Annotated in this window: 21 protein-coding genes; 8 read left to right on the top strand and 13 right to left on the bottom strand. The window is 74.7% G+C overall.

Translation table 11 applies throughout. The features are described from left to right. The first annotated feature begins 207 nt into the window (after positions 1-207). Positions 208-1,146, top strand: a complete 939-nt coding sequence (locus Q8W71_RS07890) for an IS110 family RNA-guided transposase (RefSeq protein WP_305524427.1) — start codon at positions 208-210, stop codon at positions 1,144-1,146. A 157-nt stretch (positions 1,147-1,303) separates the two neighbouring features. On the opposite strand, the gene Q8W71_RS07885 is transcribed toward Q8W71_RS07890, so the two are convergent. Both Q8W71_RS07885 and Q8W71_RS07880 read right to left on the bottom strand, forming a co-directional pair. Then, positions 1,304-3,619: an NADP-dependent malic enzyme gene (locus Q8W71_RS07885; protein WP_305524788.1), complete on the bottom strand. Its 2,316-nt coding sequence runs from the start codon at positions 3,617-3,619 to the stop codon at positions 1,304-1,306. 270 nt (positions 3,620-3,889) lie between these two features. Further along, positions 3,890-4,762 (bottom strand): LysR family transcriptional regulator, encoded by an 873-nt coding sequence (locus Q8W71_RS07880; RefSeq protein WP_305524787.1) that lies wholly within the window; start codon positions 4,760-4,762, stop codon positions 3,890-3,892. 75 nt (positions 4,763-4,837) lie between these two features. On the opposite strand from Q8W71_RS07880, the gene Q8W71_RS07875 reads away from it, so the two are divergent. Then, entirely contained in the window at positions 4,838-6,070 is a 1,233-nt protein-coding gene (locus Q8W71_RS07875) for a YbfB/YjiJ family MFS transporter (RefSeq protein WP_305524786.1), read from the top strand. A 129-nt stretch (positions 6,071-6,199) separates the two neighbouring features. Here Q8W71_RS07875 and Q8W71_RS07870 read toward each other — a convergent pair whose 3' ends face one another. Further along, the gene (locus tag Q8W71_RS07870; protein ID WP_305524785.1) at positions 6,200-6,625 is read right to left on the bottom strand and encodes a hypothetical protein; all 426 of its coding nucleotides are present in this window, start codon (positions 6,623-6,625) and stop codon (positions 6,200-6,202) included. 112 nt (positions 6,626-6,737) lie between these two features. On the opposite strand from Q8W71_RS07870, the gene Q8W71_RS07865 reads away from it, so the two are divergent. Beyond that, positions 6,738-7,061: a hypothetical protein gene (locus Q8W71_RS07865; RefSeq protein WP_305524784.1), complete on the top strand. Its 324-nt coding sequence runs from the start codon at positions 6,738-6,740 to the stop codon at positions 7,059-7,061. A 31-nt stretch (positions 7,062-7,092) separates the two neighbouring features. Here the strand turns inward: Q8W71_RS07865 and Q8W71_RS07860 are convergent, their stop codons facing one another. The 4 genes from Q8W71_RS07860 to Q8W71_RS07845 all read right to left on the bottom strand — a co-directional run bounded on the left by Q8W71_RS07860 (position 7,093) and on the right by Q8W71_RS07845 (position 8,844). Further along, a complete protein-coding gene (locus Q8W71_RS07860; RefSeq protein ID WP_305524783.1) occupies positions 7,093-7,491 on the bottom strand; it encodes a hypothetical protein in 399 nt (132 codons plus the stop codon). 106 nt (positions 7,492-7,597) lie between these two features. Further along, positions 7,598-7,849, bottom strand: a complete 252-nt coding sequence (locus Q8W71_RS07855) for a hypothetical protein (RefSeq protein ID WP_305524782.1) — start codon at positions 7,847-7,849, stop codon at positions 7,598-7,600. A 234-nt stretch (positions 7,850-8,083) separates the two neighbouring features. Beyond that, positions 8,084-8,284 carry a hypothetical protein gene (locus Q8W71_RS07850; RefSeq protein WP_305524781.1) on the bottom strand — a complete coding sequence of 67 codons (201 nt, stop codon included), beginning with the start codon at positions 8,282-8,284 and terminating at the stop codon, positions 8,084-8,086. Positions 8,285-8,595: 311 nt separating this feature from the next. Continuing rightward, positions 8,596-8,844 (bottom strand): hypothetical protein, encoded by a 249-nt coding sequence (locus Q8W71_RS07845; RefSeq protein WP_305524780.1) that lies wholly within the window; start codon positions 8,842-8,844, stop codon positions 8,596-8,598. A 273-nt stretch (positions 8,845-9,117) separates the two neighbouring features. On the opposite strand from Q8W71_RS07845, the gene hrpB reads away from it, so the two are divergent. Continuing rightward, the gene (hrpB, locus tag Q8W71_RS07840; RefSeq protein ID WP_305524779.1) at positions 9,118-11,616 is read left to right on the top strand and encodes an ATP-dependent helicase HrpB; all 2,499 of its coding nucleotides are present in this window, start codon (positions 9,118-9,120) and stop codon (positions 11,614-11,616) included. A 34-nt stretch (positions 11,617-11,650) separates the two neighbouring features. On the opposite strand, the gene Q8W71_RS07835 is transcribed toward hrpB, so the two are convergent. Continuing rightward, entirely contained in the window at positions 11,651-12,547 is an 897-nt protein-coding gene (locus Q8W71_RS07835) for a bestrophin-like domain (protein ID WP_305524778.1), read from the bottom strand. Between the two features lie 1,172 nt (positions 12,548-13,719). On the opposite strand from Q8W71_RS07835, the gene Q8W71_RS07830 reads away from it, so the two are divergent. Continuing rightward, positions 13,720-14,073 carry a hypothetical protein gene (locus Q8W71_RS07830; RefSeq protein WP_305524777.1) on the top strand — a complete coding sequence of 118 codons (354 nt, stop codon included), beginning with the start codon at positions 13,720-13,722 and terminating at the stop codon, positions 14,071-14,073. Positions 14,074-14,096: 23 nt separating this feature from the next. Here Q8W71_RS07830 and Q8W71_RS07825 read toward each other — a convergent pair whose 3' ends face one another. The 4 genes from Q8W71_RS07825 to Q8W71_RS07810 form a co-directional block, all read right to left on the bottom strand. Then, on the bottom strand, positions 14,097-15,635 hold the full coding sequence (locus tag Q8W71_RS07825) for an undecaprenyl-phosphate glucose phosphotransferase (RefSeq protein ID WP_305524776.1): 1,539 nt from the start codon (positions 15,633-15,635) through the stop codon (positions 14,097-14,099). A 128-nt stretch (positions 15,636-15,763) separates the two neighbouring features. Beyond that, positions 15,764-16,972, bottom strand: a complete 1,209-nt coding sequence (locus Q8W71_RS07820) for a glycosyltransferase family 4 protein (protein WP_370875361.1) — start codon at positions 16,970-16,972, stop codon at positions 15,764-15,766. A 176-nt stretch (positions 16,973-17,148) separates the two neighbouring features. After that, positions 17,149-17,832, bottom strand: a complete 684-nt coding sequence (trhA, locus tag Q8W71_RS07815) for a PAQR family membrane homeostasis protein TrhA (protein ID WP_305524775.1) — start codon at positions 17,830-17,832, stop codon at positions 17,149-17,151. Positions 17,833-17,994: 162 nt separating this feature from the next. Further along, entirely contained in the window at positions 17,995-19,101 is a 1,107-nt protein-coding gene (locus tag Q8W71_RS07810; protein ID WP_305524774.1) for a COX15/CtaA family protein, read from the bottom strand. Between the two features lie 159 nt (positions 19,102-19,260). Between Q8W71_RS07810 and Q8W71_RS07805 the strand changes: the two genes are divergently transcribed. Together Q8W71_RS07805 and Q8W71_RS07800 are read left to right on the top strand one after the other, a co-directional pair. Then, on the top strand, positions 19,261-19,467 hold the full coding sequence (locus Q8W71_RS07805) for a DUF2842 domain-containing protein (protein WP_305524773.1): 207 nt from the start codon (positions 19,261-19,263) through the stop codon (positions 19,465-19,467). Between the two features lie 78 nt (positions 19,468-19,545). Beyond that, positions 19,546-19,893 (top strand): hypothetical protein, encoded by a 348-nt coding sequence (locus Q8W71_RS07800; protein WP_305524772.1) that lies wholly within the window; start codon positions 19,546-19,548, stop codon positions 19,891-19,893. A 6-nt stretch (positions 19,894-19,899) separates the two neighbouring features. Here the strand turns inward: Q8W71_RS07800 and Q8W71_RS07795 are convergent, their stop codons facing one another. Then, complete coding sequence (locus Q8W71_RS07795) at positions 19,900-20,961, bottom strand: polysaccharide deacetylase family protein (protein WP_305524771.1); 1,062 nt, start codon at positions 20,959-20,961, stop codon at positions 19,900-19,902. 251 nt (positions 20,962-21,212) lie between these two features. On the opposite strand from Q8W71_RS07795, the gene Q8W71_RS07790 reads away from it, so the two are divergent. Beyond that, positions 21,213-22,394: a GNAT family N-acetyltransferase gene (locus Q8W71_RS07790; protein WP_305524770.1), complete on the top strand. Its 1,182-nt coding sequence runs from the start codon at positions 21,213-21,215 to the stop codon at positions 22,392-22,394. Positions 22,395-22,404: the final 10 nt, after the last annotated feature.

The raw sequence follows: 22,404 nt of genomic DNA, 5'->3' as shown, positions 1-22,404 counted from the left end.
GCCACCCTTGTATCTAGGAGGCGGCCCTGTGATGTGCTGAGATTGGGGCTGCGCCGGGTGGGGTGGCCACCCCACCCGGCGCGCGGCGTTTGGCGCCCGCCCACCCTCCGGCCACAACCGTGGGAGAGCTTTGGGACCGAACGCCGCCTCGTCACGCACGACCGGACAGTCGCTCGATTGCCGCTCGCATGGACAAGGCAGGTCACCGTGACACGCATCCTCTGTGGCGTCGACATCGGCGCCGACACCCTGGTCGCCCGCCTGGGCCGGGACGGGCCCGAACACACCTGCCGCAACACGCCGGAGGGTCTGGCCGACCTCGTCGCCTTCTGCCGGACGCATCGGGTCGACGTGGTGGCCATGGAAGCCACCGGCGGCTACGAGCGCTTGGCGTTCGGCCTGCTCTGGGGCGAGGGCCTCGCCTGCGCGCTGCTCAACCCGCGCGCCGTGCGCCGGTTCGCCGAGGGTATGGGCGTGCTGGAGAAGACCGACCGGATCGATGCTGGGCTGATCGCTTGGTACGCGCAGGTCAAGGCTGTCCGGCCCACCCCGCTCGCCTCGGCGGCGCAGGCCCGGCTGACCGCCCTGGTGACCCGCCTGCGCCAGCTCACCGCGCTCAAGGTCAGCCAGAGCAACCAAGCCCGTCTCGTCACCGATCCGGACGCCCTGGCCTCGTTCGCGCCCATCCTGGCCGCGGTCGCGGCGCAGACCCGGCGCCTGGAGGCGCTGATCGCCGAAGCGCTCGCCGCCGACCCGCTCTGGGCGGCGCTGGAGGCCGAGTTCCGCACGATCAAGGGCGTGGCGGGCCGCACGGTGGCGCTGCTCATGGCCGAGATGCCCGAGATCGGCACGCTCTCGGGCAAGGCGGCGGCCAAGCTCGCCGGCCTCGCCCCCCTGGCCAACGACAGCGGACGCCGCACCGGCCCGCGGCCGATCCGGGCCGGGCGCGCGAGCGTGCGCGGCATCCTGTTCGTGGTGGCCGAGATCGTCCGCCGCCATGAACCGGACTTCCAAGCCTTCCATCAGCGGTTGAGCCAAGCCGGCAAGCCCAAGAAGGTCATCCGCGTCGCCCTCGCCCACAAGCTGCTCGTGCGCCTCAACGCAAAAGCCCGAGATCTCCGTGCCGCTCTGCCCCAACCCGCTTGACACCCCAGACAGTCGCTCTCCCGCAGAGGGGAGAGGGAGTGCGCGGGGCCACGATGCGTGCTTCCGGTAGCCCAAGCGGGGGAGGGGACTCGCGGTGCGGTTCAGCAGCCTGTCCCGGAGGCGACGGGTGGGGCCCACCCGTCGCCGGCGAAGGCGTTCAGTCCGCCTTCAACGCCCGGTCCCCTCCCGCCGCACCCGCCGCGACGGCGGTGAGCGCGGTCATGTTGACGATGCCGCGCACCGTGGTCGTTTGGGTGAGGATGTGGACCGGCTGGGCGGCGCCGAGCAGGATCGGCCCGACGCTGATGCCCTGGCCGGCCACCACCTTCAGGGCGTTGAGGGTGATGTTGGCCGCGTCGAGGTTGGGCATCACCAAGAGGTTCGCCTCGCCCTTGAGCGTCGAGTCGGGGAAGACCCGCTCGCGCAGGGTCGGGCTCAGCGCCGCGTCCGCCTGCATCTCGCCGTCGACTTCGAGGTCCGGTTCCCGCTCGCGGATGAGCTGGAGCGCCCGGCGCATCTTCTCGGCGGACGGGTTGCGGGCGGTGCCGAAGCTCGAATGCGAGACCAGCGCGACCTTCGGCGGTCGGCCGAAGCGGCGCATCTCGGCGGCGGCCAGGACCGTCATGCCGGCGATCTCCTCGGCGTTCGGGTCGAGGTGGATGTAGGGATCGCAGATGAACAGCGTGTGCTGCGGCAATTGCAGCAGGCTCATCGCCGTCAGGCCCTGGACGCCGGAGCGCGTGCCCACCGTCTCGCGCACGGCGCGCAGGTGGCTGTGGTAGGAGCCGAACCCGCCGCAGAGCAGGCCGTCGACGTGGCCGAAGCGCAGCAGCATCGCCCCGATCAGGGTCGGGTTGCGCCGCGCCTCCGCCCGGGCCAGCTCCCGGGAGAGCCCGTCGCGCTTGCGCAGGGCGTAGTAGCCCTCCGCCGCCTCCGAGACCACCGCCTCGTCGCCGAGGCCGACCACGTCCACGTCCTGGCCGACCGCGATGCGCAGACCGAGATCGCGGATCTTCTGCGCGATCCGCTCCGGGCGGCCGATCAGGACCGGCCGGCCGAGCTTCTCGTCGACCACCACCTGCGCGGCGCGCAGGATCCGGTCGTTCTCGCCCTCGGAATAGGCGATCCGGCGCAGGCCGGTCTCGGCGGCCGCGGCGAAGACCGGCTGCATCACCGTGCCGGAGGTGTAGACCACCTGCTCCAGCGAGCGCCGGTAGGCGCCGACATCGTCGAGCGGCCGGGCGGCGACGCCGCTCTCCATCGCCGCCACCGCCACCGCGGGGGCGATGCGGGTGATCAGCCGCGGGTCGAACGGGCGCGGGATCAGGTAGTCGGGCCCGAAGCTGATGTCCTGCGTGCCGTAGGCCGCGGCCACCACGTCCGACTGCTCGGCCTGGGCGAGGTCGGCGATGGCGCGCACGGCGGCGAGCTTCATCTCCTCGTTGATCGTCGTGGCGCCGACGTCGAGCGCGCCGCGGAAGATGAACGGGAAGCAGAGGACGTTGTTGACCTGGTTCGGGTAGTCCGAGCGGCCGGTGGCGATGATCGCGTCCGGGCGCACCGCGCGGGCGGCCTCCGGCCGGATCTCCGGGTCGGGGTTGGCGAGCGCCAGGATCAGCGGCCGCTCGGCCATCGCCTTGACCATGTCCTGCGTCAGCACGCCGGCCATCGAGACGCCGAGGAAGATGTCGCAGCCCGCCATCGTGTCGGCGAGCGTGCGCGCCTCGGTGGCCCGGGCGTACAGGGCCTTCTGCGGGTCCATGCCCGCCGTGCGCCCCTCGTAGATCACACCGCGGCTGTCGCAGACGGTGATGTTCTCCCGGCTCATGCCGAGCGACACGAGCAGGTTGAGGCAGGCGATGGCCGCCGCGCCCGCCCCCGAGCAGACGAGCTTGACCGACTCGATCGGCTTGTCCACCACCTTGAGGCCGTTGAGGATCGCGGCGGCGGCGATGATCGCGGTGCCGTGCTGGTCGTCGTGGAAGACCGGGATCTTCATCCGCTCGCGCAGGCGCGTCTCGATCTCGAAGCACTCCGGCGCCTTGATGTCCTCCAGGTTGATCCCGCCGAAGGTCGGCTCCAGGCTCGCGATGATGTCGATGAGCTTCGCCGGATCGGTCTCGTCGATCTCGATGTCGAACACGTCGATCCCGGCGAACTTGCGGAACAGGCAGCCCTTGCCCTCCATCACCGGCTTGCCGGCGAGCGCGCCGATGTTGCCCAGCCCCAGCACCGCGGTGCCGTTCGAGATCACCGCCACGAGGTTGGCGCGGGAGGTGTAGTCGGCGGCGGTGAGCGGGTCGCGCTTGATCGCGAGGCAGGCGGCGGCGACGCCCGGCGAGTAGGCGAGCGCGAGGTCGCGCTGCGTGCCCATCGCCTTGGTCGGCAGCACCGCGATCTTCCCCGGGCGGGGCAGGCGGTGATAGTCGAGCGCGGCCTTCTCGAGCTGTTCGTCCACGGGTCTGTCGTCCATCGTTTCCTCGCCGTTTGTTCTGGAAGATCTGGTCTGTGCCGGTCTTCGTGCAATCAGTATTCCCTGCCTCCGGCCTGTGGCGTGCCGCGGGAGGCAAAGAGGGGTCGAACTAGTGCGCGCCGGGGCCATGGGAACGCGCGCGGGCCCGGGAGGCGACAGGACGGCCGGGATTGTCATGCCGGGATTGTCATGCCGTCGCCCGTGCCGCGGTCGTCGGTCCGCGAGAGCCGGGGATGCGGGTTGCGGGCCTTCGGCGCGGCGCAACCTGCGTCAGGTATGATCCCCGGTCGCCTCCGGTCGGAGCAACTCTGTGAACGCCCGGAGCGGGGCGCTCGCCTCCCCCGCCCAGACGAGGCAGGTGCGGTTGACCCGCAGGGCCGCGGGCAGGGGGTGCCGCTCCACCGCCGCGCTCAGCACCACGTGGTCGAGCACCTCCGCGGGCACGATCGCCGCGCCGGTGCCCGCCGCCACGCAGGCGACGATGGCGTAGTACGAGCTCATCTCCAGCACGCGGTCGGGGGCGGCCCCGTCCTCGGCCAGCCACTCGATCAGGCGGCGCCGGTACGAGCAGCCGTGCGGGAACGCCACCAGCGTCCGCCCGCCGAGGTCGCCGCCGCGGCCGATCGCCGGGCCGCCGCGGGCGGTGATCAGCACCAGTTCCTCCGCGAAGGCCGGGACCGAGGACAGGCCGCCCCGCTCGAACGGCTCCGACACGAACGCCGCCTCCACCTCGAAGCGGTCGAGGCGGCGCAGCAGCGCCCGGGTCGTGCCGGTCTGGAGCTCGATCGACACGTCCGGGTAGCGGGCGTGGAAGGCGGACAGGATCGGCGGCAGCCGCGCCCCCGCCGCGCTCTCCAGCGAGCCCAGGCGCAGCACGCCGCGCACGCCGCCGCCGCGCATCTCCTGCTCGGCCAGATCGGCCATGCGCAGCAGGCGCTCGGCGTGGCCGAGCAGCGTGCGCCCGGCATCGGTCAGCGCGAGGCCGCGGCCCTGGCGGCGGAACAGGGCCGTGCCCAGCCGCTCCTCCAGTTGCTTGATCCGGGTGGTGACGTTGGAGGGCACCCGGTGCAGCAGGCCGGCGGCGCGGGTGACGCCGCCCTCCCGCACCACGCAGCGGAAGATCTGCAGGTCGTCGAGGTCCATCGTTCTCATGGCGAGAAGGATGGATCACGAAAATTCATTTCACAAGCGGTCGGATCGGGTGTTCATCGCGGATCCATGAGCAGCGCGCCCCCGTCCTCCGCTCCGCCCCCGTCCTCCGCTCCGCCCATCGTCCCGCCCGCGCGCGGCGCCGCGATCGTCCTGGCGGGCGCGGTCGCCCTCGCGGTCGCCATGGGGGTCGGGCGGTTCGCCTTCACGCCGCTGCTGCCGCTGATGATGCGCGACGGCAGCCTGACCGCGGCCTCCGGCGCCGCGTGGGCCGCGGCCAACTACGCCGGCTACCTCATGGGCGCGCTGACCGCGGCGCGGATCGCGCGCGACCCGCGCCGCGGCCTGACCTGGAGCCTCGTCGGGATCACCCTGACCACGGCGGCGATGGCCTGGAGCGACCGGGGGGCGGGCCTCGCCCTCGGCGCCGGGCTGCGCGCCGCCTCGGGCCTGTTCAGCGCCTGGGCGCTGATCTGCGCGAGCGCGTGGTGCCTGCCCGACCTCGCCCGCCGGGGCGTGCCGCGGCTCGGGGCCTGGATCTACACCGGCGTCGGCCTCGGCATCGCGCTGACCGGGACGCTGGCGTGGCTCGGCGGGGGCCAGCCCGCCGACAGGCTGTGGCTGGAACTGGGGCTGATCAGCGGGGCCGGCGCGCTGCTCGTCCGGGCCTGCGCGGGCGGGCCCCGGGCCGGGCCGGAGATGCCGGAGCGCGAGGCCGCGGCGATGGCGCCGGCGGCGCGGGGCCGCCACGGCGCGCTGGTGCTGTGCTACGGCGCCTTCGGGTTCGGCTACATCGTGCCGGCCACGTTCCTGCCGGTGATGGCCCGGGCGCTGACGCCCGATCCCCTGGTGTTCGGGCTGGCGTGGCCGGTGTTCGGCCTCGCCGCGGCGCTGTCGGTCGCCGCCGCGGCGCGCTGGCTGGCGGGCTGGCCGCGCCGGCGCGTCTGGGCGCTCGCGCAGGCCGCGATGGCGCTCGGCACCGGGCTGCCGCTGGCGGTGCCGGCGCTGTGGGCGGTCATCGCCTCGGCGGTGCTCGTCGGCGGCACCTTCATGGTCGCCACCATGGCCGGCCTGCAACTGGCCCGCGAGGAGCGGCCGGACGACCCGACGCCGCTGCTGGCGCGGATGACCGCGGCCTTCGCCGCGGGTCAGGTCGCCGGGCCGCTGCTGGTCCGCGCCCTCGGCCCGGGCCGCTGGGCCGGGCTCGACGCCCTGGGCTGGACCGGCGCCGCCGCCGCCCTGCTGCTGGTGCTGACCGCGGCCTGGCTCGGGTGGGAGACCCGGCCGCGGTTCCGGGGCTGAGGCGGTCCCGCCCCGGAGAAGAACGCCCCGCTAGAGCCGTTCCCGATCGCGTTGCGATCGCGCACGGCTCCAAGCCTTTGCTTTGACGCGCTCTCCGCCGAGCCGGTGTCCACCTCGGCGGAGAGCGCTCTAGAAGAACGGCCCCCAGCCGAAGCCCGGGCCGAACCCGTACCCGAAGCCGATCGGGCGGAAGGGCCGGTAGAAGCCCGGGCCGTAGGCGAAGCGCGGCCGGAACGGCGGCGGGCCGTAGGCGTAGGGTGGCGGGCCGTAGCCGTAGGGCCCGACAACCACCTCGCGGAACACCGGGCGCGGACGGAGATAGACCGGCCGCTCGACGATCACGGTGCGCACGACCCGGCGCGTCCGGTAGACCGGGCGCTCGACGATCACCTCTCGCACGGCGCGGCGGGGCCGCTGGGCGACCCGGTGACGGTAGACCGGCCGGCCGCGATAGGTCCCGACGGCGACCTCGTCGGCGCGGGCGGGCGCGACCTCGGCGGTCAGTCCGGCGCCGAGGGCGAGCGCCCCGGCGAGGGCGTAGGCGAGCGGTTTCATGGCGATCCCCGTGTTGCGCGGGCCCGTGCCACGCCCGCGCCGGCATCTATACTCAGGCTCGCCCGCGCGACAGCCGGGGCGGCCCGCGTCGCGGTCACGGGGAGAAAGCGGCATGTTCTTGCGGGCCACGGCGCGGGCGAGCGGCCTCTCGCACCACATCCTGCCGACTGCGGGCACGATGATCGGGGTGTGCACCACGCTGATCGGGCTGGTGAAGATCTACGAGACCGAGACCGGGCCGAGCCGCGTCGACGAGGCGGCGGCGCTCGCCGCGGTCCTGTTCCTGGCGAGCGCGATCGGCTCCTACCTGTCGATCCGGGTCGCGGCCGATAGCGACCTCGCCCTCCGCTTGGAGCGCGCGGCCGATGCCTGCTTCGTGCTCGGGCTGATCGGCCTGTCGATGATCGCTCTGCTGTTCGCCTACGAGGCGATCTGAGCGGCCCCGGCGTGAGAGTACCCGCGTCGGATCACCAGCCGCGCCCGCCGTAGGGCCCGTCCCAGTCGCGCCCGCCGTAGGGCCCGTGCCAGTCGCCGCGCCAGCCGCGGCCCGGGCCGTAGCCGACCGGCACGCGCTCGTCGATCACCACCCGGCGGGTCTCGTAGACCGGGCCGCCGTAGGGGTCGGGGCCGTAGACCCGGCGCACGGCCGGCGGGGGCGGGCCGTCGTAGGCGGGATAGCCGTAGGCGGGCGCGGCGTGAGCCTGTGCGGCCGCGCCGAGGAGCGCCCCGGCCGCCAGCCCGCCGATGATGCCGGCCGCCACCGCGCCGCCGCCGCCGCGCGCCTCGGCCGCCGGGGCGGCCAGCAGGCCCGTCGCGAGTCCGGCGCCCGCCAGCGCGGCGGCCGCGACCCGAGCGATCCGCGTCATGATTCGTCTCCCGTTCCGCGGGGTCGCCGCAGCGGCGCCCCGATCACGACCGGGAGCTTCACCGTCCGCCGCTGCACCGGGCCTGAAGCGGCCGTGCAGCCGCCGTTCAGTTCGGGGGCGCCCGGGACTCGGCCCCAGGCTCGGCCTCGGCGAGGGCGCCGCGGACGTAGCCGCGGGAGATCAGCCGGCTGCGCTCGCGGGTGCGGCGCTCCGCGTCGAGCAGGTCGGACAGGGCGTCCGCCACCGCGCAGCGCAGGGCGAGGCGGGCGTCGCCCCCCGCGAAGCCGAGATAGGCGGCGGTGATCGCCTCGACCGGGCAGGCGTGGTCCGGACGGTCGACGGGCGCCTCGCGCGGCATCGCTCTCTCCCTCGTGCCATGGAACGAAAAGAGAACAAGCCACGCCGGGACCGGCCCCGTCAACGCACGGCAGGTCCCGTCGGCGATGCGCACGCGGTGGTGGTATTCCCGCGAAGCCCCTAGGCGCCCAGGGGCTTCACCCCCCGGCGACGATCCCCGATCCCGGACGCGCGGCGCTCACTTATCCCCGCAACCCACAGGATGCCGGCGTGGCCCCGTCACGCGAGCGGGTGATCACTCGGGCTGGTGATGCGCCTCGATCTCGCGCAGCCACAGGTCGGCCGACAATTCCGCGCCGAGCGCGGTCACGAAGGCGTAGGGCGAGCGCGCCACCAGCGCGCCGTCGGACCCGCGGATCACCCAGCGGAAGCAGCCGATCTCGGTCTCGCTCGGGATGACGGAGACGCGGCAGGGCCATGCGACGATCGTGTCCATGCGGCCCAGATGGGGGGTCCCGGCGCGAATGCCAGGGCGCGCCCGGACCGAGCGTGTCGATCTCTGCCGGAAGACTGCGTATCCGCCCCGTCTCCGGGCCGGACGATCTGTTGTCGTGATGCAACGGCCGGTTGCGATCGGCTCAAATCAGGATTGGCCGGCTGTCGATCCCGGCGATCGTGGGATATCACGGGCGCGGCCATTCCCGAGGCCGGACCCAGACTCGGGCGCGCCGGGACGCGAGACTCGGCGCGCCCGCTTTGCCGCTGGGCGCCCTGATCCCCGTCCCGTGCCCGAGCTTTTGCCGGGTCTCACTCCGCCGCGTCGTCCCGGGCGTCCTGGGCCGCGGCCAGCGTGCGGGCGAGCGCCAGCACCTCCTCCCGGTCCGTGTCGCGCCTCAGGCCGTCCCACAGCCGGACGAGTTCGATGAGGCTGGCGAGGTCGGCGGTCGCCGCGCCGTCGTCGTAGAACAGGCTCCGCGGCTGGCCCAGGGCATCCGCGATCCGACCCAGCGTCGCGTGCGGCCGTCCCGTCGGGCCGGAGTCTCGATCGTTCGGCACGGACGCTCCGCAGGTGAAGGACGGGTTCCATACCGACAAGCCCGCGCCTACACAATGCCGGCTGCGACACCGTCGTGAACCCGCCCGGCCCGATGTCCACAGTCGACTGATCACGGCCGCGACGCGCGGTTGTTTTCCCTGCCGAGAGCTTGCCGTTTCGTCCCGAACGTGTCGATCCGGGCGCGATGGCCAGTCCTCGGGCGATGTCCGGGGGATCGCGCCGGCAGGGCCGAGCGGTTGCCTCGGCCGCCGCGGCGCGCCATCAGCGGCGCCATGGACGCCTCCGCCCCCGCCCTGCCGATCGAGGCGGCGCTTCCCGATCTGCGCCGGGCGCTCGCCGGGCGCAACGCCGCGGTGCTGGCCGCGCCGCCGGGCGCCGGCAAGACCACGCGGGTGCCCCTCGACCTGCTCGACGCCCCCTGGCTCGCGGGCCGCAAGATCGTGCTGCTGGAGCCGCGGCGGCTCGCCGCCCGGGCTGCGGCGGCGCGGATGGCGGCCACCCTCGGCGAGGCGGTGGGCGGCACGGTCGGCCTGCGCGTCCGGCTCGGCTCCAAGGTCTCGGCGCGCACCCGGATCGAGGTGGTGACCGAGGGCGTGTTCACCCGCATGATCCTCGACGACCCCGAGCTGACGGGGATCGGCGCGGTGCTGTTCGACGAGTTCCACGAGCGCTCGCTCGACGCCGACCTCGGCCTCGCGCTCGCCCTCGACGCGCAGGGCGGCCTGCGGGAGGACCTGCGGATCCTCGTCATGTCCGCGACCCTCGACGTCGCGCGGGTGGCCGGCCTGCTCGGCGACGCCCCCGCGATCGCCTCCGAGGGCCGCGCCTTCCCGGTGGAGACCCGCCATCTCGACCGCGACCCGAACCGGCGGATCGAGGAGGCGGTGGCGGAGGCCACCCTGCGCGCCCTGCGGGCCGATCCGGGCTCAGTGCTCGTGTTCCTCCCGGGGCAGGCGGAGATCCGCCGCACCCACGATCTCCTGGCCGGGCGGGTCGGGCCGGAGGTGGTCCTCGCCCCGCTCTACGGGGCGCTCACCCCGGGCGAGCAGGACCGGGCCGTCGCCCCGGCCGCGCCCGGCACCCGCAAGGTGGTGCTCGCGACCGCCATCGCCGAGACCTCGCTCACCATCGAGGGCGTGCGGATCGTCGTCGATTCGGGGCTCGCGCGGGTGCCGGTCCACGAGCCGGGGTTGGGGCTGACGCGGCTTTCCACCGCGCGGGTCTCGCGCGCCTCGGCCGAACAGCGCCGCGGCCGCGCCGGCCGCACCGAGCCCGGGGTGTGCTGGCGGCTGTGGGCGGAGGCGGCGACCGGCGCCCTCGACCCGTTCTCCCGGCCCGAGATCGTCTCCGCCGACCTCGCCGGGCTGGTCCTCGACTGCGCCGCCTGGGGCGTGACCGACCCGCGCGCCTTGCGCTTCCTCGACCCGCCGCCGGTCCCGGCGCTGGCCGAGGCGCGGGCGATGCTCGCCGATCTCGGGGCGCTCGACGCCGACGGCCGGCTCACCGCCGCGGGCACGCGCCTGCGCGCCCTGCCGCTGCCGCCGCGGCTCGCCCGGATGGTCACCGCGGCGGCGGCGGAGGGCCGCGCCCGGGCGGCCGCCGACCTCGCGGCGGTGCTGGTGGAGCGCGGCCTCGGCGGCGACGGCGCCGACCTCGACGAGCGGGTCGAGCGCTTCCGCCGCGACCGGGGCGGCCGCGCCGCCGACATGCGCCGGCTGGCGGAGGGCTGGGCGCGCGGCGCCGGGGGAGTACGCGAAAGTGAGGTTCGCGCGGGTGGGGTTCGCGACCAGGGAGGGCGCGACGCCGGTCCGGCGCCGGCCGGCCCCCTGCTGGCGCTCGCCTACCCGGACCGGATCGCCCGCGCCCGCGGCCGCGACGGCGAGTTCGTGATGGCGAACGGCCGGGCCGGCCGTCTCGACTCGGCGAGCGCACTGGCGCGCGAGACCTTCCTTGTGGTCGCCGACCTCGCGGGCGCCGCCGGCAACGCCCGCATCCTCGCCGCCGCGGCGATCGACGCGGAGACGATCGAGCGGCTGTTCCCCGACCGGATCGAGGCGCGGACGCAGGTGACCTTCGACCCCGCCGCCGCGGCCCTGCGCGCCCGCGCGGTCCGCCGCCTCGGGGCGGTGAGCCTCGGGGAGCGGCCCCTGCCGGTTCCGGCCGACGCCGAGGCCGCGGCGAGCCTCGCCCGCGGGATCGGCGCGCTCGGCCTCGACCGCCTGCCCTGGAATCCGGCGCTGGCGCAGTGGCGGGCCCGCGTCCGGTTCCTCCGGGCGGCGGAGGGCGAGCCCTGGCCCGACCTGTCGGACGCGGCGCTGGCGGACACGATCGAGACGTGGCTCGCCCCCGCGCTGGTCGGGCGCCCGAGCCTCGCGGCGGTCACCGCCGACGACCTCGCCGGCGCGCTGCACGCCCTGCTGCCCTGGGACCTGCGCGCGCCGCTCGACGCGCGGGCGCCGACCCACGTGGAGGTGCCGACCGGCTCGCGGATCCCCGTCGATTACGGCGCCGAGGAGCCGGCCCTGTCGGTGCGGGTGCAGGAGCTGTTCGGCCTCGACCGCCATCCGTGCGCGGGCGGGCGGCCCCTGGTGCTGCACCTGCTCTCGCCGGCCCAGCGCCCGCTCCAGATCACCCGCGACCTGCCGGGCTTCTGGAGCGGCTCCTGGGCGTCCGTGCGCGCCGAGATGCGCGGGCGCTATCCCCGCCACCCCTGGCCGGAGGACCCCCTCGCCGCCGATCCCACCCGGCGCGCCAAACCGCGCGGGACCTGAAAGCCCCGAGGGACCTGACGGGCGGGTCCCGCCCTCACGAGTGCCAGTCGAGGTTGGCCCTCAAATCAATCAACGGTTGCGACGGGACCGAGTCCGGCCCGTAATACGGCCAGTCCAGGGCCACGATCATCGTCATCGCCAGCGCGATCGAGAAGGCGAGCAGGCAGCTCATGAACAGGTGGGCGACGAAGTTCTCGACCCCGAACATGACCGCGAACACCACCGTCGCGACCGAGCCCAGCAGCACCACCGTCCAGACCACGGGATCGACCCCCGAGGTGGCGAGGTCGCTGCGGCCCCGGCGCATCTCGTAGAGCCGGTCGATGTGCCGCCGGAGTTCCTGGGCGCCGGTCATCTCCGCGAGGTTCGTCATCGGCAGGGCCGCGACCGCCCGCCAGAGGGCGGCCAGCGCGCCTTCCCCGGCATCCGGGCGCTCCGCCCGGTGCATCTGCGGCCACTCGCGGTCGATGACCGCGTCGAGATAGGCGCCGATCTCGGCGCGGATCGCCGGCCGCACGTCCTGGGGCAGCACGACCACCTCGCGCTCCAGGGCCGCGAGCCGGTCGGCCTCCTCGTAGACGAGGTTCTCCGCCCGGTCCTTGCGGGCGAGCACGGTGATCGCGAGCGACGAGATCAGGATCGCGTAGACGATGCCGACCACCGCGATCAGGAAGCCGGCGATGTCGTTGTGGAGGCGGCGGCGCTCCTTCGGCCAGAGCCGGTCGATCAGGAACATGCTGAAGGTCGTGCCGCCGATCGCGATGGCGCTGACGATGCAGCCCATCTGCCAGACCGGCGCCGCGTACAGGAAGTCGACGAAGCCCATGTCCTCACCGTCGGTTCGCCCGGCGCCGATCCGCCCCCGCGGACGGGCCGCGTCCGGGGTCCGGCGCGGCGCCCGGGCATAGCCCGCCGCACGGTCCGGGGCCACCGGATGTCGCGCGTTCGTGACATCGCGCGATGCCCCGCGCGGACCACGGCTCCGAACGCGGGTCAACGCAGGCTTGGCAGCGGCGTTTGCGAGAGGGCCCGTCGGTCCGGGCCCTGCTGCGCAGTCCCGGAATGGCGGACTGCGTGTGAGAGGGGGTTGCATCTCTCCTACGACGTCCGGCTGAAGGGTTCGGGATCGACGCTCTCCGTCTTTGCGAGCGGAGCGAAGCAATCCAGGGGCGCCACCGTCTCAAACCGCGCGCTGCCCTGGGTCGCTTCGCCTGCGGCTCGCGATGACGGTGCGGGGCCGGAGCACCGAACGGTTCACCCGGGAACGGTATCACAGGGTGCGGGTCGTCATCCCGCGTTCGGACCCCTGCCACGCGGACGATTGTCCTTGACAATGTTCCTGTTATGTGCTCATTGTCCGTCACCTGCCGCCCGGCGCCGAGGGAGCGATCCCAGGGGCGTCCAGCAGGGACCCGCGCTGGACTGAGCGCGGGTTTGGGCGGCGGGGCGGTGCCCGCGGGGTCAGGCTTCAGTCGGCCGGCCACCCGGGCGGCGCGTCCGGTGCGGGACGGCTCGGGTTGTGGGCATGGAGGCAGGGGCGTACGCGCCCGGCGCGGCACCAAATGAGCCGCGCCCGGACCCCATCCTGGGCCGATCCTGAGGTAAGACTGCGGGCCCGCATGCCACTACGGGCACGGGCCGGGCTGCAAAGCCCCAGCGACGATGCGGGTTCCGGGGGCGCGCGGCCGAGAGGCCAGGGACGCCCCGTCAGAGACCGCTCACGTGCGGGCGTAGACCGGGCGGGCTGGAAGACACCGCGACGACAAGATGGCCGGCGGCCCCGGTGACGGGGGCTGCTCGGCCACGGGGCGCCGCGGGGGCCGGCTTCCGCGTGTGTCACACGACCAGGGCTCCCGCGGCGTCCCGCGTCCCCTGTGCCGAATGTGTTGCGTTTTCTTGGGCCATGTCCCCGGCGCCAACGCGGGTGGGGGCGATCCGCCATGTCCGCACGGGCCCGCTGCGGCCTCCTGTCTCGGGAACGTGACCGGCCCCGCCGCGTCTCTCTCCGACATCCCGGCCGACAGCGCGACCGACATCGCGACCGTCTGCGCGGCCAGTGCCCGTCACGGGACCACCCAGCGGGACAGATCTGGAGAGACGCCCTTGAAGATCCGCATCGCCCTCGCCGCCCTCGCCGTCGCTGCGGCCGGTCCGGCCCTCGCGACCCCTTGCGCCGACGAGGTCACCACCCTGGAGAAGCGCCTCGACAGCGCCGGCGCGGCCGAGGTGACCGGCACGACGCCCCCGGGCGGCGCGCCGAAGGCCCATTCCGACAAGGCGCTTCCCGCTCCGCCCGCCGGCAAGCCCAGCGACCCGAGCGTGACGCCCACCGCCTCCGGCGTCTCCGAGGCGCGCAAGCTCCTGGCGCAGGCCCGCGAGGAGGATCGCGCCGGCAAGGCCGAGGCCTGCCGCGACACGATCCTCAAGGCCAAGGAGAAGGCCGGCGCCCTGCCGTAGGCGCCCCGCTCCGGCGGCCGTCCTCAGTACGCGTTCTCGGTCTTCAGGAGCGCGAACGGCGTGGTGAGCAGGATCTGGAGATCGAGCCGCACGGACCAGTTCTCGATGTAGTACAGGTCGTGCTCGACGCGCCGCTGGATCTTCTCGGGCGTGTCGGTCTCGCCGCGCCAGCCGTTGACCTGGGCCCAGCCGGTGATGCCCGGCTTGACCCGGTGGCGGGCGAAGTAGCCGTCGACCACTTGATCGTAGAGTGTGTTGGCGGCCTTGGCTTCGAGGGCGTGGGGCCGGGGGCCGACGAGCGAGAGGTCGCCCCGCAGCACGTTGAACAGTTGCGGCAGCTCGTCGAGGGAGGTCTTGCGGATGAACCGGCCCACCGGCGTCACCCGCGGATCGCCCCGCGTCACCATCCGGCTCGCGGTGGCGTCGCACTGATCGACGTACATCGAGCGGAACTTGTAGACCTCGATCAGCTCGTTGTTGAAGCCGTGGCGCTTCTGCTTGAAGAAGATCGGCCCCCGCGAGGTCAGCCGCACGGCGAGCGCCACCGCGATCATCACCGGCGCCAGCGCCAGCAGCATCAGCGCGCCGACGCAGCGGTCGAAGGCGGCCTTCACCACCACGTCCCAGTCGGCGATCGGCTTGTCGAACACGTCGAGCACCGGCACCGCGCCGAGGTAGGAGTAGCTGCGCGGGCGCAGCCGCAGCTTGGCGGCGTGGGCGGAGAGGCGGATGTCGATCGGCAGGACCCACAGCTTGGCGAGCATCTGGAGGATGCGCGCCTCCGCGGTGATCGGGATCGTGAACACGATCAGGTCGAGGCGGGTGTGGCGGGCGTAGTCGACGAGGTCGGAGACGGTGCCGAGCTTCGGGTAGCCCGCGACCACGTCCGAGGTCCGGTCGGCGTTGCGGTCGTCGAACACGCCGACGATGCGCAGGCCCGCCTCGGTCTGCGCCTCCAGCGCGGCGATCAGCGCCTCCGCCGCCGGCCCGCCGCCGACGATCGCGGTGCGCCGGTCGAACCGCCCGGCCCGGGTCTGCGCGCCGATCACCAGGGCCAGGGCGTAGCGGCCGGCGAGCAGCAGGGCGAGCCCGCCCGCGAAGTAGGCGCCGAGCCACAGCCGCGAGTAGTGGTCGGCGACCTTGGCGAAGACCAGCACCGCGGCGACCACGAGGAAGGTCGTCGACCACGCCGCCACGAGCCGCACGGCGGTCCGGGAGAACGCGCGCATCGCGGCGATCCGGTAGGCGCCGGCCGCCTCGAACAGGGCGACGGTGGTGATCGAGACCAGGGCGATCACCCCGGCATAGGTCAGGCCGAAGGGCACGGCGCCGCGCAGCAGGAGCGCGTGGAGGGCGGCGCCGAGCCCCAGGATCAGCGCCGCCTCGGCGGTCCGCACGAGGCCGGCGACGACCACCGGCGACACCGCCTTGGGCTGGGTCAGGGATGCTGCGGGCAGCAGCGTCTCGGCGAGCGGCGCGCCGGTCCGCGGAGCTGGGGCCGGATCGACCGTCCCCGGCGGCCCCGCGGCCTCGAGAAGATCGCGGACATCGAAGGCTCTCACGGACCCGATCCTCTCCTCCGGTTGCGCCGCAGCCCTCCGGGCGGTCACCGGCATCCTGCCACGCGGGGTTGTCGGAACCCTTAAGGCTCCGGCCCGGCGGCGACGCGGTCACGGCCCCGTGCCCGGGATCAGGCGGTCTCCGGGCGGCCGACGCCCCGGGCGCCGCCGCGGACCGCCCGGAAGGCGGCCGCGTAGCCGGAGAGCACGTCCGCGCCCATCCGCTCCATCGAGAAGCGCTGGCGGACGGAGTCGCTGAGGGCGCGGACCCGGGCGTCGCGGGCGTCGGGCGCCTCGTCGAGGACCCGGGCGACCGCCCCGGCGAGCGCTCCGGCGTCCCGGGCGGGGACGAGTTCGCCCGCGGCGGCGCCGAAGATCTCGGGGATGCCGCCGACATCGGTGGCGACCAGGGGCTGGGCGGCGGCGGCGGCCTCCAGGACGACGTAGGGCAGGGATTCGGCGAAGGACGGGACCACGAGGATGCGGCCCCGGGCGAGCACCGGGCGGATCGGCTGGGCCGGCTCGATCTCCACCGACCGGGTCAGGCCGAGCCGGTCGACGGTCGCGCGCAGGCTGTCGGCGTCCGGTCCCGAGCCGACCATCAGCAGGCGCAGCGCGCGGCCCTCGGCGCGCAGCCGGGCGAGCGCCTCCAGCAGCACCGGCAGGCCCTTCGCCTCGCGCAATTCGCCCACGTAGAGCAGGTCGTAGCGCTCGGCCGCCGGGACGATCGGCGCGAACTCGGCCTCGGAGATGCCGTTGTGGACGATGCGGGTGACGCGCTCCGGGCCGCCGGCGAAGGCCCGGTGCCGCCCGGCGACGTACTCGCTCTCGAACAGGAACACGTCGGTGCGGCGGGCGAGCATCGCCTCGGCGGCCATGTAGAGGCGGTGGAGCGGGGTGCCGGGCCGGTAATTGTAGCTGCCGCCGTGCGGGGTGTAGGCGCGGATCGTGCCCCGGGGCGCGGTGGCGAGCCGGGCATAGGCGCCGCCCTTGGCGCCGTGGCCGTGCAGCACGTCGACCCCGAGCGCCGCCGCCCGGTCCCGCACCGCCCGCAGGGCGAGCCAGTCGCCCGGGTGCGGGTTGCGGCGCATCGGCACGCGCATCACGCCGAGGCTGAGGGAGGGCGCGAGGTCGGCCAGCGCCCGCTCCGCCCGCTCGCCGCCGGTGGTGGCGTCGCACAGCAGCCCGACCGCGTGGCCCGCCCCCGCCTGGAGCCGGGCGAGATCGACCACGTGCCGGAACAGCCCGCCGACCGGCGCCCGGAAGACGTGCAGGATGCGGTGGGGCGCGGCCGGCAGGGGGGCGGCGGTCAGGGGGGCGGGCAGGGGTGCAGGGGGTATGGGCGCACCGGGGTGCGGCGCTGCGGGATCGGCGGGGGGAGGGGGGGCGGCCACGGCGGAAATCCTCGAACGTCGTCGCCCGACTGTCCCGCCGCTTGGATGGCCGCCGGCTTAATCCGCTCCGCTCCGCCCCCGGCAATCCGGCGGGACGGTTAGCGGGTCCTGTCGCGGACCCGTCAGGTGACCGGGACGCTCGCGAGGCTCGCCCAGATGGTGCCGTAGTGGCAGGCGGCCGCGGCCAGGACGAAGGCGTGCCAGATCGCGTTCTGGAACGGCAGGCTCCGCCACACGTGGAAGACGACGCCGACCGAGTAGAGCAGGCCGCCGACCGCCAGCAGCCACAGGGCGGTCGGCTGGAGCGCGGCGATCACCGACTCGTAGGCGAACAGGCCGCTCCAGCCGAGCACGAGGTAGAGGCCGATCGACAGCCGGTCGTAGCGGCCGGGCAGGAACAACTTCACCGCGATCCCGACCAGCGCCACGATCCAGATCACGGCGAGCAGCACGTAGGCCCGAGCCCCCGACCCGACCAGGGCGACGAGGGGCGTGTAGGTGCCCGCGATCATCAGGTAGATCAGCGCGTGGTCGGCCCGGCGCAGCAGCCACTTGCGGGGGCTGACCGGGTGGAGGTTGTAGACCGCCGAGACGCCGAGCATCAGCACCAGCGCGGCGGCGTAGAGGACCACCGCGGCGCGCTCGCCGAGGCCGAGATGCGCGGTGACCGCGGTGACGACGAGCGCCGCGGCGCCGGCGAGGCTCAGGGCGACGCCGAGGGCGTGGACCACCCCGTCGGCCAGGATCTCGCGCGGCGTGTAGTGCCACGTGAGAGACAGCGGACGACCATCCTCCGCGACGAACATCACCTGCCTCCTGCCAAGCCTCCTCCGACGGCGACAGACAAAGTCACAGGCAAGGTCAGTCGTTCCACGCGCAAACTGCGCAAGGTTGTCTCATGCCGAGTTGTCCCCAAGTTCCCGGCCGCCGCTGTTCTCCGCGGCGTGCCCTCCGCACTGCGGGAAAGCTCAGGCGCCGCGGCCGGCCAAGCCCTCGAAGCCGACCGGCACGGAGGCCGGCGCCGGCCGGGCCCGCGTCAGCCCGAGGCTGAGGCGGGCATGCGCGGTCGCCATCACCAGCACGGCCATGGCCAGCACTTGGTGAGCGAGCGCCGCCCAGAGCGGCACGCCGAGCAGCAGCGTCGCGATGCCGAGGCCCATCTGCGCCAGCGCCAGCCCGGCGACGCCGGCGGCGCGGCGGGCGCACGGCCCCTCCGCGCGCCGCGCCGCATCGACGGCGTGGGCGAGGGCGACCAGCACCACGAGGTAGGCGGTCAGGCGGTGGTTGAGCTGCACCAGCGCGTGGTTGTCGACGAAGTTCTCGATCCAGGGGCGCACCGCGAACAGGCTCTCGGCCGGCGGGATCAGGGCGCCGTCCATGTCCGGCCACGTGTTGAAGACGAGCCCGGCATGGGACCCGGCCACGAGGCCGCCGAGGAAGATCTGCACCAGCACCAGCGCCGGCAGGACCAGGGCGACGGCACGCAGCCGGGAAGGGGCCGGCGCCAGGGCCGCGCGCCGCTCGCCCGCCGCGAGCCAGACGAGGCCGGCCAGGATCAGGCTCGCGGTGGTGAGGTGCAGGGCGAGCTTGAGCGGCGCCACGGCGGTCATGCCGGGCTGGAGCCCCGAGGCGACCATGATCCAGCCGATCGCCCCCTGGAGGCCGCCGAGGATCCCGAGCCCCAGCAGGCCGAGGCCGAGGCGGCGGCCGATCATCCCGCGCCACCAGAACACGAGCAGCGGCACGAAGAACGCGAGGCCGAGCAGCCGGCCGAGCAGGCGGTGGCCCCATTCCCACCCGTACAGCACCTTGAAGGCGGACAGCCCCATCCCCCGGTTGAGGATGGCGTATTGCGGCGTGTCCCGGTACTTGGCGAACTCGGCCGCCCAGTCGGCCTCGGAGAGCGGCGGGACCGCGCCGGTCACCGGCCGCCACTCGGTGATCGACAGGCCCGAGCCGGTGAGCCGCGTCGCCCCGCCGACGGCGACCATCGCCACCACCAGGGCGGCGACGATGTAGAGCCACACCCGCACCGCCGATCCGCCGGCCGCCGCGTTCCCCTGGATCCGGTTCATGCCGCCTCGTCGTCTCGTCCGCGGCGCCCCGGTTAGGGGATGTTCCCCGGGGCGGCAACGTCCGCGGCGCCGCGGCGCGTTGCCATCCCGGGCCCGCGGCGATAGCCGGGGCCGGCGCGGCGCCCCGGACGGCCCGCGGGACGGGAGAGGTCGAGAGCGATGCGGCGGCGCGTCAGAACCCTGGTCGGGACCGTGGCGATCCTCGTCTTCGTCTGCGTCTACGCCCCGCTCGCGATGGCGCTGGCCGACAGCCGGATCGCCGAGGCGCCGGCCGCGCTCCAGGCCGTGCTCTACTCGATCCTCGGGATCGCCTGGATCTTCCCGCTGATGCCGCTGATCCGCTGGATGGAGCGGCCGGACCGCTGACCCGACCCCTCGTTTTCGCCGCACTCCGGACCGACAAGCACCCCGCCGATTCGTCGTGGCCCTCCGAGTCCCGTGTACATGTCCCTCCCGCGTCTGGCGGCGCTCGCCGCCCTGCTCGTGCCGCTGCCCGCCCTGGCGCAGGGGACGCCCCGCTCGATCGGGGAGTGCGAGCGCCTGAAGAACGACCTCGCCTACAACCAGTGCCTCGCGATGTTCGGCCCCGCCGCCAAGAACGTGGCCGGGGGCTACGCCTCGCTCGACGCCGCCTCGGCCCCGGCGATCGCCACGCCGCTGCCGCAGGCGGAGGAGGCCGTCGAGGCCGCCCCGGCCCGGCACGGGCGCTACCGCAGCCGGCGCGGGCGCCAGAGCGCGGTGTTCACGAGCGGCGGCTCGCGCAGCTACTACCGCCGCCGCCACCGGTCCTGACCCGGATCAGGCGACGTTGAGCCGCCGGCCTCGGTTCCAGGCGAGCAGCGGCACCCCCGACAGCAGTCCCGCCAGCGCCGCCCGCGACTGGTGGCAGCCGTTGACCGAGACCCGCGGCAGCGCGTGCAGGTGGTCCGCGTGGCCGGCGAACAGGTGGCCGGGCCGCGTCGTCACCGCGGTGTCGAAGCCGAGGTCACGCGCCAGGGCGAATTCCCGCGCGCCCGCCGAGGTCGGGTCCCCGACCGGGTAGGACAGGTGCCGCACCGGCCGGTTCAGGGCGCGCTCGATCCGCGCCCGGCCCTCGGCGATCTCGCGGGCTGCGGTCGCGGCGTCGTGCTTGGCGAGCATCGGGTGGCTGACCGTGTGCGCGCCGATCGTCACGGCCGGGTCCCGCGCCAGGGCCCGCACCCCGTCCCAGCCGAGGCACAGCTCCGCCGCCAGAGCCCCCGGCGCGAAGCCCGCCTGCCGGCACAGCTCCGCCACCCGGTCGAGCAGCCGCGCCTCGCCGCCGCCGCGCAGGTCCCGGTAGAGCGCGTCGAAGGCCACCGTCTTCTCCTCCGGGCTGCGGGCGGGCAGGTCGAGGCTGCGCGGGCCGACGGACACCCGGATCCGGTCGAGGCGGGCCACGGCCCGCTCCAGCTCGATCCACCACAGCCGCCCGCGCCCCTCGGCGAAGTCGCTCGTCACGAACAGGGTCCAGGGCACGCCGTGGCGGCCGAGCACCGGCCGGGCGTGGGCGGCGTTGTCCCGGTAGCCGTCGTCGAAGGTCAGCACCGCGAAGGGCGGGCCGGCATCCGGCCGGGAGAGCCGGCCGGGCACCGCGTCGAGGCCGATCACCTCGAAGCCGCGGGCGTCGAGTTCGCGCAACGTCGCGTCGAGGAAGTCCGGCGTGATCGCCAGCAGCCGGTTCGGCGCGAAGGCGGCGGGGGGCTCCGGGCGGACGTGGTGGAAGGTGAGGATCAGGCCGAGGCCCCGCGCCGCCGGGGCGAGCCAGCGGTCGGCGCCCGTCGCGCGGACCGCCCGGAACCCGGCCTCGAAGACGCGGTGCTTGGTGCGCGAGGACAGCATCGTGGACCCGGGAGGCGGGCCGCCGAGCCGGCCGCGGGACGAGAATCGCGCCGGCGCCGTTAATAAAGCGGCAACCGGCGCTCCCCCGGGGCCCGCAAGGTTGCGTTACCCAAACCCGCGCTTTGTCCGGCCGCTCCCCTCGGAGGCCGGGGAGGGCGGACATACCTAAACCCGCGATTCAGCCGGCGGCGCGCAGGGTCGAGGCCGCAGGCCGGGGCCGGGACCGGGCCGACGCGACGGAGACCGAGGCGATGACGGTGATCGTCCACGAGCGTGCGGGGGCGGACATGATCGGCGAGCGCGCTCCGGGCGGCTTGGCGGCCGAGATCGTCGCCGACCTCAGCGCCGTCGAGGCCCTCTGGCGGTCGATGGAGGCCGATCCGGACTGCTTCGGCACGCCCTACCAGCGCTTCGACTGGATCGCGTCCTATCTCCGCGCCACCGGGACGGACGGGGAGGCCCGGGTCGCGGTGCTGCGCGACGCGCGGGGGCGGCCGCGGATGCTGCTGCCGCTGGTGCTGGTGCGCGAGCCCGGCGTGGTTGTGGCGCGCAGCGCCGGCGACGCGCACGCCAATTATCAGTTTCCCCTGCTCGCCGCCCGCGACGCGGCGGCGATCCCCGCGGCCGCCCTGCACGCCGCCCTGGCCCGGGCGGGCCGCGCCGGCGGGATCGACGCCTTCGTCCTGCGGCACCAGCCGCGGGTCTGGGACGGGGCGATCAACCCCCTGGCGGCGACCGGCGAGCCGGAGGCCAGCGACGCCTACGGCCTGATCCTCGGCCCCGACCCGGAGGCCACCGTGCGCCGCGTGTTCAGCGCCGACGCGCGCAAGAAGATGCGCTCCAAGGAGAAGCGCCTCGCCGAGGCGCACGGGCCGCTGGCCTACCGGCGGGCGGGGACGCCGGAGGAGGCGCGCGCCTTCCTCGCCGCGTTCTACGTGCAGAAATCCGCCCGGTTCGCCGGCATGGGCATCGCCGACCCCTACGCCGCCGAGCCGATCCGCCGGTTCCTGGCCGCGGCCGCCTCCGGCGCCGATCCGGCGATCGAGCTGCACGCCCTGGTCCTGGCCGAGACCGGCCGGGTGCTCGCGGTGTTCGGCGGGGCGGTCGACGGCGCGCGCTACAGCGGCATGTTCACCGCCTTCGATCCCGAGTTCGGTCGGTTCAGCCCCGGCGACCTGCTGCTCCAGCACCTCGTGCGCGATCAGGCGGAGCGCGGGCGCCGGGGCTTCGACCTCGGCGTCGGCGAGGCGCGCTACAAGGCGAGCATCTGCGACGAGACGATCGAGATGGTGGAGACCGTGCTGCCGGTCACGCTGCGCGGGCGGGCGTACCGGCTCGTCCGGGTCGGCCTCACCCGCGCCAAGCGGCGGGTGAAGCGCAACCCGCGCCTGCGCGCGGCCGCCGAGCGCCTGGGCGCGCTGCGCAGGCGCTGAGCCCCGGCCG

Source organism: Methylobacterium amylolyticum (assembly GCF_030700245.1).
Taxonomy (GTDB): domain Bacteria; phylum Pseudomonadota; class Alphaproteobacteria; order Rhizobiales; family Beijerinckiaceae; genus Methylobacterium.
Note: the sequence above shows the minus strand (reverse complement) of the source record. Positions and strands in the feature narration are given on the sequence as shown.

Coding starts and splice junctions, on each gene's coding strand:
- trhA (WP_305524775.1), bottom strand. CDS start 17,832: ATGTTCGTCGCGGAGGATGGTCGTCCGCTGTCTCTCACGTGGCACTAC.
- Q8W71_RS07805 (WP_305524773.1), top strand. CDS start 19,261: ATGCGGCGGCGCGTCAGAACCCTGGTCGGGACCGTGGCGATCCTCGTC.
- Q8W71_RS07790 (WP_305524770.1), top strand. CDS start 21,213: ATGACGGTGATCGTCCACGAGCGTGCGGGGGCGGACATGATCGGCGAG.
- Q8W71_RS07855 (WP_305524782.1), bottom strand. CDS start 7,849: ATGCCGCGCGAGGCGCCCGTCGACCGTCCGGACCACGCCTGCCCGGTC.
- Q8W71_RS07795 (WP_305524771.1), bottom strand. CDS start 20,961: ATGCTGTCCTCGCGCACCAAGCACCGCGTCTTCGAGGCCGGGTTCCGG.
- Q8W71_RS07865 (WP_305524784.1), top strand. CDS start 6,738: ATGTTCTTGCGGGCCACGGCGCGGGCGAGCGGCCTCTCGCACCACATC.
- Q8W71_RS07880 (WP_305524787.1), bottom strand. CDS start 4,762: ATGGACCTCGACGACCTGCAGATCTTCCGCTGCGTGGTGCGGGAGGGC.
- Q8W71_RS07850 (WP_305524781.1), bottom strand. CDS start 8,284: ATGGACACGATCGTCGCATGGCCCTGCCGCGTCTCCGTCATCCCGAGC.
- Q8W71_RS07870 (WP_305524785.1), bottom strand. CDS start 6,625: ATGAAACCGCTCGCCTACGCCCTCGCCGGGGCGCTCGCCCTCGGCGCC.
- Q8W71_RS07810 (WP_305524774.1), bottom strand. CDS start 19,101: ATGAACCGGATCCAGGGGAACGCGGCGGCCGGCGGATCGGCGGTGCGG.
- Q8W71_RS07860 (WP_305524783.1), bottom strand. CDS start 7,491: ATGACGCGGATCGCTCGGGTCGCGGCCGCCGCGCTGGCGGGCGCCGGA.
- Q8W71_RS07885 (WP_305524788.1), bottom strand. CDS start 3,619: ATGGACGACAGACCCGTGGACGAACAGCTCGAGAAGGCCGCGCTCGAC.
- hrpB (WP_305524779.1), top strand. CDS start 9,118: ATGGACGCCTCCGCCCCCGCCCTGCCGATCGAGGCGGCGCTTCCCGAT.
- Q8W71_RS07800 (WP_305524772.1), top strand. CDS start 19,546: ATGTCCCTCCCGCGTCTGGCGGCGCTCGCCGCCCTGCTCGTGCCGCTG.
- Q8W71_RS07875 (WP_305524786.1), top strand. CDS start 4,838: ATGAGCAGCGCGCCCCCGTCCTCCGCTCCGCCCCCGTCCTCCGCTCCG.